Raw genomic sequence first — 11621 nt, forward strand, 5'->3', positions numbered from 1 at the left:
ATGACCGACACCGCACCCGCCGCCGCCCCTGGGGCGGCGGCGGCCAAGGTCCCCCCGGGCAGCAGCCCCTGGCAGCTCGCCCGGCGGGAACTCCGCCGCCGCCCCGCCGTCCGCGTCAGTCTCGTCATCGTCGTCCTCTTCGTCCTGATGGCCGCCGCCGCCCCCTGGCTGGGCGCGCTCGGCGGCTGGGACCCGGACACCTACGACAAGAGCGCCATCGACGCCTACCTCGGCGGCCTCCCGCTCGGCTCCCTCGGCGGCATCGGCCCCGACCACTGGCTCGGCGTCGAACCCGTCACCGGCCGCGACCTCTTCTCCCGCGTCGTGCACGGCGCCCAGGTCTCCCTCCTGATCGCCTTCACCGCCACCGCGATCGTCGTCATCGCCGGGACCGCCGCGGGCATCGCCGCCGGATACTTCGGCGGCCGAACCGACGCCGTCCTGTCCCGGCTGATGGACCTGACGATGTCCTTCCCCTCCCTCATCTTCATGATCGCCGTCCTGTCGGTGGCCAAGGACGTCAACCGGATCGTCCTCATGACCGCCGTCATCGGCCTCTTCGGCTGGCCCGGCATCGCCCGCGTCGTCCGCGGCCAGACCCTCTCCCTCAAACACCGCGAGTACGTGGACGCGGCCCGGGTCGGCGGCGCCGGCGCCTGGCGGATCCTGACCCGCGACATCCTCCCCGGAGTCTCCGGCCCCGTCATCGCCTACACCACCCTGCTCATCCCCGGCATGATCAGCACCGAGGCCGCCCTGAGCTACCTGGGCGTGGGCGTGCGCCCGCCCACCCCGTCCTGGGGCCAGATGATCGCCGAGAGCGTCGCCTTCTACGAGACCGACCCCATGTACTTCGTCATCCCCAGCGCCTTCCTCTTCCTCGCCGTCCTCGCCTTCACCCTGCTCGGCGACGCACTGCGCGACATCCTCGACCCCCGGGGCGGCCGCACGTGATCCTCTACCTGCTGCGCCGCCTGCTCGCCCTGGCCGGGGTGCTGCTCGCCATCGCCGCCGTCACCTTCCTCATCTTCTACGTCCTGCCCTCCGACCCGGCCGCCGCCGCCTGCGGCAAGAGCTGCAGCGAGGAACGGATCGCCGTGGTGCGCGAGTACCTCGGCCTCGACCAGCCGCTGTGGCGCCAGTTCCTCGACTTCCTCAGCGGCATCTTCACCGGCCGCACCCTGGGCACCGGCCAGTACGCCGTGCAGTGCGACTTCCCGTGCCTGGGCTACTCGTACGAGAATTCCCTGCCCGTGTGGGACCTGCTCATGGACCGGCTCCCGGTCTCCGCCTCCCTCGCCGTCGGCGCCGCCGCCCTGTGGCTGCTGCTGGGCCTGGGCGCCGGGGTCACCGCCGCCCTGCGCAAGGACACCGTCACCGACAAGGCCCTGATGGTCGGCGCGGTCGCCGCCGCCTCGATGCCGGTCTACTTCACCTCCGTGATGCTGATCTACGGGGTGATCCGCGTCGCCGACCTGCTGCCCTACCCCACCTACCATCCCTTCACCGACGACCCGCTCGGCTGGGCCGGCAACCTGCTGCTGCCCTGGACCGCCCTCGCGCTGCTGTACGCCGCCATGTACGCCCGCCAGAGCCGCGGTTCGATGATCGAGGCGATGGCCGAGCCGTACATCCGTACCGCCCGGGCCAAGGGCATGCCCGAACGCACCGTCGTCGTCAAACACGGCCTGCGCTCCGCGATGACCCCCATCCTCACCATCTTCGGCATGGACCTCGGCGGCCTGCTCGCCGGAGCCGTCATCACCGAATCCCTCTTCGGACTCCCCGGCATCGGACGGCTCTTCTACGGCGCCCTCGTCAACTCCGACCAGCCGGTGGTCCTCGGCGTCACCCTGCTCGCCGCCTTCTTCATCGTCGTCGCCAACCTCGTCGTCGACCTCCTGTACGCCGTCATCGACCCGAGGGTGAGGTACTGATGGCCGCTCTCCTTGAAGTGCGCGACCTGCACGTCACGTTCAGCACCCCGCGCGGCACCGTCCGCGCCGTGGACTCGCTCGGCTTCACCGTCGAGGCGGGCCGCACCCTCGGCATCGTCGGGGAATCCGGATCCGGCAAGTCCGTCACCTCCCTCGCCGTCATGGGACTGCACCGCGACGCCGAGATCAGCGGCTCCATCGCCCTCGACGGCCGCGAACTCACCACGCTGGGCGAGAAGGAACTCTCCCGGCTGCGCGGCCGCAAGATGGCCATGATCTTCCAGGACCCGCTCTCCAGCCTGCACCCCTACTACACGGTCGGCGAACAGATCTCCGAGCACTTCCGGGTCCACTTCAAAGCCGGCCGGGCCGCGGCGCGCAAACGCGCCGTCGACATGCTCGGCGAGGTCGGCATCCCCGAACCCGCCCGCCGCGCCGGGGAGTACCCGCACCAGTTCTCCGGCGGCATGCGCCAGCGCGCGATGATCGCCATGGCGCTGGCCTGCGAACCCGACCTGCTCATCGCGGACGAGCCCACCACCGCCCTCGACGTCACCGTCCAGGCGCAGATCCTCGAACTGATCGCCCGGCTCCAGCAGGACCGCGGCCTCGGCGTCGTCATGATCACCCACGACCTCGGGGTGGTCGCCCGCGTCGCCCACGAGGTGCTGGTCATGTACGGCGGCCGGGCCGCCGAACAGGCCCCCGCCGACGCGCTGTTCGCCGACCCCGCCCACCCCTACACCCGGGGCCTGCTGGACTCCCTGCCCCGGCTCGACGACGCCGACGACCAGCCGCTGCGCACCATCCCCGGCTCCCCGCCCTCCCTGCGCGAACCCGCCCCGGGCTGCGCCTTCGCCCCGCGCTGCGCCCGCGCCGCCGCGGGCACCGATGCCGAGCGGCTGCGCTGTACGACGGTCCGGCCCGCCCTCGATCCGTACGCGGGCCCCGCGCGCCGGGTGGCCTGCCACTTCGCGGGCGGCCCCGGCGCGGCCCCGGCCGCCACGGATCCCGTACAGGAGGCCTCCCGGTGACCACCACGAGCACCGCGACCGGCGCCGGAGCCGCCGCGCCACCCCTGCTGTCCGTCCGCGACCTGACCATGGCCTTCCCCGGCAAGCGCACCGCCACCGGCCGCAAGGGCGCCCCCGTCCGGGCCGTGGACGGGGTCTCCTTCGAGCTGGCCGCCGGGGAAACCCTCGGCCTGGTGGGGGAGTCGGGCTGCGGCAAGTCCACCACCGGCCGGATGCTGGTCCGGCTGCTGGAACCCACCTCGGGGAGCATCGCCTTCGAGGGCCGGGAGATCGCCCGGCTCTCTCAAGGCGCGATGCGGCCGCTGCGCCGCCACCTCCAGATGGTGTTCCAGGACCCGCACTCCTCCCTCAACCCCCGCCAGACGGTGGCCCGGATCATCTCCGACCCCCTGCTGGTCCAGGGCTGGAGCGCGCAGGACGCCCGCCGCCGGGCGGCCGAGCTGATGGAACTGACCGGGCTGATCCCCGAGCACATCGACCGCTACCCGCACGAGTTCTCCGGCGGCCAGGCCCAGCGCATCGGCATCGCCCGTTCGCTGGCCACCAGCCCCCGGCTGATCATCGCCGACGAGCCGGTCTCCGCCCTCGACGTCTCCGTACAGGCACAGATCGTCAACCTGATGGAACGGCTGCGCCGTGAACTCGGCCTGGCGTACGTCTTCATCGCGCACGACCTCTCCGTCGTCAAGCGGGTCAGCGACCGGGTCGCCGTGATGTACCTGGGCCGGATCGTCGAGATCGGGGACAAGCACGCGCTGTACGCCGACCCCCAGCACCCCTACACCCGGGCGCTGCTGTCCGCCGTACCGCTGCCCGACCCGGTCGCCGAGCGGCGCCGGGAGCGGATCGTGCTGCTCGGCGACCCGCCGAGCCCGGCCGCGCCGCCGCCCGGGTGCTCCTTCCACCCGCGCTGCCCCAAGGCGCAGGATATCTGCCGCACCGAGCGGCCGGTGCTCCAGCCGGTCGCCGGACGCGATGTGGCGTGTCACTTCCCGGGGAACTGACGGGACCCGGGGAAGAAAGGGGTTGGGCCCCGCTGCCGGTCTCCGGCGGCGGGGCCCTTCTCCGTACGGGTTCGGGAGGCGACGTCAGGCCAGGCCCAGCGCCTCGCGGAAGAAGGCGAGTTCCTGCGCCATCACCTTCTCGCGGACACCGCCGGTCGGCATGTGCGTGACCCCGGGCAGGGCCAGCAGCCGGTGCGGGCGCCCGGCGTCGGTCAGCGCCCGCGAGAGCCGCAGCGTGTGCGAGGGGTGCACGTTGTCGTCGGCCAGCCCGTGGACCAGCAGCAACGGCCGGGTCAGCGCCGGGGCGTCACCGATCAGGCTGTCCCGCTCGTAGACCTCCGGCTCCTCCTGGGGCAGGCCCAGGTAGCGCTCGGTGTACGCCGTGTCGTAGTGCCGGAAATCGGTCGGCGCGGCCCCGGCCGCCGCCGCGTGGAAGACCTCGGGGTGCCGCAGCACGCCCATCGCGGCCAGATAGCCGCCGTAGGACCAGCCGCGCACCCCTACCCGGCCCAGGTCGAGGTCCGGGTGCCGCTCGCCGAGCGCGCGCAGCGCCGCCACCTGGTCCGCCATCGTCACCTCCGAGAACCCCCGGTACATGGCGTGCGTGAAGGCGGGGGAGACGTACGGGGTGCCCCGGTTGTCGACCGTGACCACCGCGAACCCCTGGTCGGCCCACCACTGACGGGCCTGCCAGCGCCGCGGCTCGGCGGACACGTCCTGGTAGCCGGGGCCGCCGTAGGTGTCGAGCAGCACGGGCAGCCGCCGCCCCGGGACGTGGCCGCGCGGCAGCACCAGCGCGGTCGGGATCCCGTGCTCGGTGACCCGTTCGAAGCGCGGCGCCACCCGGTACGGCAGCGGCTCGGCGAGGTCGGCGACGGTCAGCTCCCGCCCGTCCGCCGTGCGCAGGGTCCGCCGGAAGCCGTCGGCGTCGGCCGAGGTCAGCAGCAGGGCCCCGGCGGACGCGAGGGCCGTGTGCACCCCGGGCCCGTCGGCGAGCGGGGTCAGCTCCCCGGTGGCGGTGTCGAGCAGCAGCACCTGCTGCTCGGACGGGTCCCGCAGTCCGGCCTCGACGAGGAGGCGCCCGTCGTGCTCGCCGAGCACGCCGCGCACCTGTACGCCGTCCCCGGTGAGGGGTACGCCGTCGACGGCCAGGGCGCGCGCGGCCCCGCCCGGGGTGTCGACCGCGGTGAGCATCCGCCCGTCGGACAGCCGCGCCGGGGTGCCGGGCACCAGCTGGTCCACCCACTGGGGGTGCGTGGTGCGGGACAGCTCCGTGGTCCGCCCGGTGACCGGGTCGGCGCTGAGCAGCACCACTGTGCGCTGGAGCCGGTCCTGGACGGTCAGCAGGATCTCCCGCTCCGATTCCCAGCCGGCCTCGGAGACGTAGGGGAAGGTGGCCGCGTCCCAGTCGAGCCGGACGCCCGGTCCGCCGTCCGCGCCGAGCACCCAGAGCTGTACGTCGGCGTTGGGGCCGCCCGCCTCCGGGTAGGCGAAGTCCTCGGCGGGCCGCTCGGGGTGTTCCGGGTCGGCGAACCAGCGGCGCTGGAGGGCGTCTTCGACGACGCGGGCGGCCAGCAGGGTGACCCCGTCCGGGGACCACCAGTGGCCGCGGGTGCGGTCCAGTTCCTCGGCGGCGGCGAATTCGGCGATGCCCCAGCGGGCTCCGTCGGCGGGGCTGACCCGCCCGCCGGGGGAGACGTACAGGGCGTCGTCGCTCACGTAGGCGGTGCGCGAGCCGTCGGCGTTGGGGAGCGGGTCGAAGGCGGCCGCCTCGGCCGGGATCTCCGCGGGCGCCGCGTCCTTGTCCGCGGTGACCGCGTACAGCCGCCCGTACAGGGCGAAGACCGCCTGGCGGCCGACGCCGGAGAGCGCGTACGAGCCGATCCCGGCGGCGCTCAGCCGGATCCGCTCGCGCAGCCGCCGCTCGGCGAGGGGGAGTTCGCCGGGGCCGTCCGGCAGCAGGTCGCGGGGGTCGGCGAGCCGGGTCTCCGTGCCGGTGACGGTGTCGAGGACCCAGAGGCTGTCGAAGGGGTCGGTGGGGCCGGTGGAACGGAGGAACCAGAGCAGCCGGCCGTCGTCCCCGAAGGAGAACGCGCGGGGGGCGCCGTGGGTGAAGCGGGCCGTGGCCGCGGAGAGGCGGAGGAAGTCGTCCTGAGAATCCATGGGGGAAGTGTGACATGTGAAATACCACATGCTCTAGGCCGTTCGAGTGGTGACTCCCGGGGCACGGGCTTAGCGTCGAACAGTGGACCCGAACACATCGCCGAGCACCAGCGGGACCGAAGGCAAGGTCCGAGGGGGCGGTGACGGCGGGCTCGCACTGCTCGTCATCGCCTCCTGCCAACTCATGGTGATCCTCGACGTCACCATCGTGAACATCGCGCTGCCCCACATCCAGACCGCCCTCAAGTTCTCCACCGAGAGCCTCTCATGGGTCGTCAGCGCCTACACACTGACTTTCGGCGGACTGCTGCTGCTGGGCGGGCGCACCGGTGACATCCTCGGCCGGCGCCGCGTCTTCATCTTCGGCGTGCTCCTCTTCGGCCTCGCCTCGCTGCTCGGCGGATTCTCCCAGAACGCGGGCCAGTTGCTGGCGGCCCGCGCGCTCCAGGGCGTCGGCGGCGCCATCGCGTCCCCCACCGCGCTCGCCCTGATCACCACCACCTTCCGCGAAGGCCCCGAACGCAACCGCGCCTTCGGCGTGTTCGCGGGCGTCTCGGCGGGCGGCGGGGCCATCGGCCTGCTGGCCGGCGGCGCACTCGTCGAATGGCTCAACTGGCGCTGGGTGCTTTTCGTGAACGTCCCCATCGCCGTGCTGATCGCCGTGGCGGCCCCGCGGGTGATCCGGGAATCCGAACGCCATCCCGGACACTTCGACTTCGTCGGCGCCCTGACCGGCACCCTGGGCATGGTCTCCCTGGTCTACGGGTTCATCCGGGCCGCGCAGCAAGGCTGGACCGACCCCTACACCCTGACGTCCTTCGGCCTGGCCGTCGTCCTGCTGAGCGCCTTCATCATGGTCGAACGGCGCTCGCCCCAGCCGATCACCCCGCTGCACATGTTCGCCGACCGCAACCGCGCCGGCACCTACGGCATGATGCTCTTCCTCGCCTGCGCCATGTTCGGGATGTTCTTCTTCCTGACCCTCTTCGTGCAGAACGTGCTCCGCTTCACCCCCATCCGCGCGGGCCTCGCCTTCCTCCCCGTCAGCGCCGTGATCGCGGTGAGCGCGGGCATCACCTCACAACTGCTGCCGAAGTTCGGGCCCAAACCCTTCATGGTGGCGGGCGCCCTGTGCGCGGCCTCGGGCCTCGGCTGGCTCACCTTCACCGACGTGCACTCCACCTACCTGGGCAGCATCCTCGGCCCGATGCTCCTCTTCAGCCTCGGCATGGGCATGCAGTTCGTCTCCCTGACGCTGATGGCGCTCTCCAACGTCCCCCACCGCGAATCGGGCGCCGCGTCCGGGCTGCTCAACAGCATGCAGCAGGTGGGCGGTTCGCTGGGCCTGTCCATCCTGGTGACCCTCTACGGCACGGCCAGCCGCAACGAGGCGGCCAAGCAGGTGCCCGCCTTCCTCGCCCACTCCACCCCGGCGGAGAAACTCGCCTTCCAGCGCACCGGCCAGCTGCCCGGCCAGTACGGCGCCCAGGTGCTGACCTCCGGCGTGTCGGAGGCGTTCATCGCCGCGTCCCTCTTCGCCCTGGTCGCGGCCGTCATCGCGCTGGTCGTCATCCAGGTCCGGCCCTCCGACCTCGAACGGCTGAAGGGCAACAACACCCCGGCGGCGGTCTGAACGCCACGGCGGGGCCGGGCGGAAGAATCCGCCCGACCCCGCCGTCCCCCGTGGGTCACCCCACCCTCGCAGGACGCGGAGCCGGGGTATTGGACAAAAACGCTATGGCCGGAAAGCCGCTCCGCAGGCTCCGTACCGGCACATTCACCTGACCTGTGCGTCCACCAGCGCGCTGGTCACCTGACCCGGCAGCCGGTCCACCGGGCGGGCGCCGTTCCCCCGGTGGACCAGGAACTCCCCGGGCGCGAAGCCGGTCATCCGGCGGAAGTCCCGGTGCAGGTGCGCCTGGTCGTAGAACCCGCACGCCGACGCGATGACGGAGGCCGCGGCCCCACCGGCCAGCATCCGCAGGGCCCGCTGGAGACGCAGGACCCGGGCGGCGGTCTTGGGGGAGAGGCCGATCTGCTCCCTGAACCGCTGTTCGAGGTGGCGCGGGCTCCAGCCGGTGCCCCGCGCGAGGGCGGCCAGGGGAACCGTGCCACCGCTCTCCACCAGGCGGTCCCATGCCCACGCGGTCTGCGGGGCGGCCGCCGGGCCCGCGGCCGCGCGCTCCAGCAACAGGGCGTCGAGCAGCGCGAACCGCCCGGGCCAGCCCGGCTCCCGGGCGAGGCGTGCTTCCAGTACGTGCGCCGACGGACCCAGCAGATCACTCAACGGGACGACCCGGTCGCGCAGTTCCCACATCGGTACGCCGAAGAGGGTGAACGCCATCCACGGAGCCAGATGGACCTCCACCCCGTGCATCCGGCCGTCGTGCTCGCCGACCGTCGCATCGGTCCGCAGGCCGTTGACCAGGGAGCTGTAGGCGGTCCCGGGGCCCGACCCGGCCCGGGACACCCGGACCGGGGCGGCGAAGTTGACGACCATCGTCACCAGCCCGTTCGGCACCTCGACGCGGCGCTGTGGCCGGTCCATGGCGACCAGGTACCCCCGGTAGCCCACCACTCCCCGGCCCAGCCGCGCGTCCGGCGCCTCACTGATCAGCCGCCACGTCCCGAAGGGGGTGATGCCCCCTGCCTGTTCCACGGGACGAGTCTCGGCCATGACGGCCGCGCTGGCTACGTCGGCCGCGTTCGGATACGCGGGTTGCGTCGGCTGCGTCCGCTACGTCCGCTACGGCGCCGGGCGCAGCGGGCGGATCCGGCAGCGGGCCGGGCCGGTGACCCGCAGGGTGATCCCGGCCGTGACCGGGATCTCGGTGTCCACCGCCTCGAACTCGTAGGCCCGCAGGGTCATCGCCAGGGCGATCACCGACTCCAGCATCGAGAAGTGCTGGCCGATGCACGCCCGGGGGCCACCGCCGAAGGGGAACCACGCGTAGCGCGGACGGGCCGCCTCCGCCTCCGGGGTGAACCGGTCCGGATCGAAGCGCTCCGGGTCGGGCCAGTGGTCCGGGTGCCGGTGGGTCACCCACGGCGCGAGGATCACCGTGGCCCCCGCCGGCACGGTGTGCCCGTCGATCTCGGTCTCGGCGACGGCCTGGCGCCCGATGACCGGCGCCGCCGGGTAGAGCCGCATCGCCTCCTTGAGCACCTGGGTGAGGTACGGCAGCCGTTCCAGGTCCTCGGCCCCGGGCGTACGGTCGCCCAGCACCCGGGAGATCTCCTCGCGCGCCCGGGTCTGCAGCTCGGGGTGCCGGGCGAGCAGGTGCAGGGCGAAGGACAGCGAGGTGGCCGTGGTCTCGTGCCCGGCGAGCAGGAAGATCAGCACCTGGTCGCGCAGCTCGTCGGCGTCGAAGGCGCCGTCGTCCGCGCTCCGGGCGGCGGCCAGCAGGGTCAGCAGGTCCTCGCCCTTGCGGCCCTCGCCGGTGCCGGTACCCGCATCCGCGCCGGGGTCCGCGCCGGGGTCGGGCGCCGCACGCCGCTCGGAGATGATCCGGTCGCACACCCCGTACAGCTCGTCCAGCGCGGCGGCCGCCCGGCGGTTGGCCGGGGTCGGCCAGGAACGCGGGATGTTGGCGGGCGAGTACCCGCGCCGCAGGACGTACTCCGTGATGACCGGAAAACACCGGTCCACGACATCGACGGTGGCCTCCACATCGGTGCCGAAGAGGATCCGGGCGACCGCGCGCAGGGCCAGGTGCATCATCTCGACCGAGACGTCGACCACCGAGTCGACGGCCTCCTGCCAGCTCTCCAGCGTCTGCGCGGTCTCGGCGGCCACCGCGGCGGCGTACCCGTCGACCCGGCGCCGGGTGAACAGCGGCTGGACCAGGCGACGTTGGCGCAGATAGTCCTCGTCCTGGCTGGTCAGCAGACCGTTGCCGAAGGAATCGCGGATCTCCTGGTAAAAGGGGTTGTCCTTGCGGAAGTTGGCGGACTCCGAGGCCAGCACCTGCTGCGCGCCCTCCGCGGAGAACACGCAGTGCAGCTCGGCCCGCAGCCCCGGCGGCCCGGCGCTGATCCGCACCACGTCCCCGTGCCGGTGCCGGGCCCGCAGATAGGTGCCGAGCGAATCCGACGTGAGGTCGAACAGCGACCCGAGCAGCGGCACCCCCTCCAGCTGCGGAGTCCCCGCCCGGCTCGCCGCGTTCGACGCTGCTGTTCCGACTGACATGGCCGCCCCCTCGACACGTACCGACGGGCCGATTCTGCCGGGCTCCCGCCACGAGTGGCGGGAGCCCGGCGGGACGTACGACCGAAACCGGCCAGTCCGCGCCCCTCGCCCCTTGCCCTACTTGTCGCAGGCGATGCCGTCGTTGTCCCGGTCGAGGGCGCTGCGGTAACCGGGCTGACCGCGCCGGATGGGCGCCGCCCCGGCGGCCTTGGCCGCGGTGCAGTTGCTGTAGTAGACGTCCGCCCCGCCGCCGCCGCTGCTGCTGCTCGCGGTCTCACCGTTGCCGCCGTCCCCGCCGGTGCTCCCGGCATCGGTCGGGACGGTGGCCTTCGGCTTGGGGACCGGCTTGGGCGTCGGGGTCGCCGGGGGAGCCGGGGGCGTGGGCGCCGTCGAGGGCTTGAGCGTCGCCCCGGCCTGCCCGGGACACGGCGTACCGGCGGCCACCAGCGACAGCTCCACCACCGAGGCGGCCTGCACCGCGGCGCCCGCGGCCGGGGTCTGGAAGCAGACCGCCCACGCGCCGTGGTCCGGGGCGAGGGTGACGTCGGCATAGGCGCTGCGCGCCTTGACGGGCGGGGTGACCAGTCCCTTGACGGCGGCCTCGGCCTCGGTGAACGGCTTCCCGACGACCGAGGGCATCACAGCGCCCGCGGACGGAGTCGCGGACGGGCTCGCCGTCGCGGCGGCCGTGCCCTTCCCACCGCCCGCGGCCTTGGGCGCCGGATCCTCACACCCCGCCCCCACCAGCAGAACCGCACTCATGACGACGGCTGCCGCCGCCCCACGGCGAACGAACACGATGAACCCCCCACAGGTTGTACGTTGAACAAAGCCCGCAGCATATGCGCGTACCCCGGCCCGTGGGTGCCCTTTCCGGAACTGCTCGCCACCTCCTGTCTACAATGAGCGAATGATCTTCATTGTGGTGAAATTCCGCGTCAAGTCCGAGTACGTCGACCAGTGGCCCGAGACGGTCGGCGAGTTCACCCGAGCCACCCGCGCCGAGCCCGGCAACCTCTGGTTCGAGTGGTCCCGAAGCCTCGAAGAGCCCGACACCTACGTCCTGGTGGAGGCCTTCCAGGACGGCGCCGCGGAGGCACACGTCACCTCGGACCACTTCCGCGCCGCCCTGGACACCATGCGCCCCCTGGTCACCCGTACGCCCGAGATCGTGAGCACCACGATCGAAGGCGCCACCGGCTGGAGCCGCATGGGCGAACTCCAGGTCGACTGACCGCGCGGGCGGCCCAGTTGTCCAGCGGTCCGTATCGCCGCTTCGCGCCAGGACAATGTG

General features: G+C 72.9%; 10 protein-coding genes. 6 read left to right on the forward strand and 4 right to left on the reverse strand.

All coding sequences use genetic code 11. The annotated features are described in order from the left end of the window. The 4 genes from OHS33_RS28315 to OHS33_RS28330 all read left to right on the forward strand — a co-directional run bounded on the left by OHS33_RS28315 (position 1) and on the right by OHS33_RS28330 (position 3975). A complete protein-coding gene (locus tag OHS33_RS28315; RefSeq protein ID WP_330333233.1) occupies positions 1-954 on the forward strand; it encodes an ABC transporter permease in 954 nt (317 codons plus the stop codon). Beyond that, positions 951-1937, forward strand: coding sequence for an ABC transporter permease (locus OHS33_RS28320; RefSeq protein WP_330333234.1), 987 nt, complete (start codon positions 951-953; stop codon positions 1935-1937). The genes OHS33_RS28315 and OHS33_RS28320 overlap by 4 nt, the downstream gene beginning before the upstream one ends. Next, the gene (locus tag OHS33_RS28325) at positions 1937-2971 is read left to right on the forward strand and encodes an ABC transporter ATP-binding protein (protein ID WP_330333235.1); all 1035 of its coding nucleotides are present in this window, start codon (positions 1937-1939) and stop codon (positions 2969-2971) included. Before OHS33_RS28320 ends, OHS33_RS28325 begins: the two co-directional genes overlap by 1 nt. A 68-nt stretch (positions 2972-3039) precedes the next feature. Further along, the gene (locus OHS33_RS28330; protein ID WP_330335240.1) at positions 3040-3975 is read left to right on the forward strand and encodes an ABC transporter ATP-binding protein; all 936 of its coding nucleotides are present in this window, start codon (positions 3040-3042) and stop codon (positions 3973-3975) included. An 84-nt stretch (positions 3976-4059) separates the two neighbouring features. On the opposite strand, the gene OHS33_RS28335 is transcribed toward OHS33_RS28330, so the two are convergent. Next, a complete protein-coding gene (locus tag OHS33_RS28335) occupies positions 4060-6138 on the reverse strand; it encodes a S9 family peptidase (protein WP_330333236.1) in 2079 nt (692 codons plus the stop codon). An 82-nt stretch (positions 6139-6220) separates the two neighbouring features. On the opposite strand from OHS33_RS28335, the gene OHS33_RS28340 reads away from it, so the two are divergent. Continuing rightward, entirely contained in the window at positions 6221-7771 is a 1551-nt protein-coding gene (locus OHS33_RS28340) for an MFS transporter (RefSeq protein ID WP_443065364.1), read from the forward strand. A 144-nt stretch (positions 7772-7915) separates the two neighbouring features. On the opposite strand, the gene OHS33_RS28345 is transcribed toward OHS33_RS28340, so the two are convergent. The 3 genes from OHS33_RS28345 to OHS33_RS28355 form a co-directional block, all read right to left on the reverse strand. Then, the gene (locus tag OHS33_RS28345) at positions 7916-8797 is read right to left on the reverse strand and encodes a helix-turn-helix domain-containing protein (protein ID WP_330333237.1); all 882 of its coding nucleotides are present in this window, start codon (positions 8795-8797) and stop codon (positions 7916-7918) included. Between the two features lie 87 nt (positions 8798-8884). Then, positions 8885-10327: a cytochrome P450 gene (locus OHS33_RS28350; RefSeq protein WP_330333238.1), complete on the reverse strand. Its 1443-nt coding sequence runs from the start codon at positions 10325-10327 to the stop codon at positions 8885-8887. A 117-nt stretch (positions 10328-10444) separates the two neighbouring features. Then, complete coding sequence (locus OHS33_RS28355) at positions 10445-11125, reverse strand: excalibur calcium-binding domain-containing protein (protein WP_330333239.1); 681 nt, start codon at positions 11123-11125, stop codon at positions 10445-10447. A gap of 112 nt (positions 11126-11237) precedes the next feature. Between OHS33_RS28355 and OHS33_RS28360 the strand changes: the two genes are divergently transcribed. Continuing rightward, positions 11238-11561 carry a putative quinol monooxygenase gene (locus tag OHS33_RS28360; protein WP_330333240.1) on the forward strand — a complete coding sequence of 108 codons (324 nt, stop codon included), beginning with the start codon at positions 11238-11240 and terminating at the stop codon, positions 11559-11561. Positions 11562-11621 lie beyond the last annotated feature (60 nt).

This window comes from Streptomyces sp. NBC_00536 (assembly GCF_036346295.1).
In the GTDB taxonomy this organism is placed as follows: Bacteria; Actinomycetota; Actinomycetes; order Streptomycetales; family Streptomycetaceae; genus Streptomyces.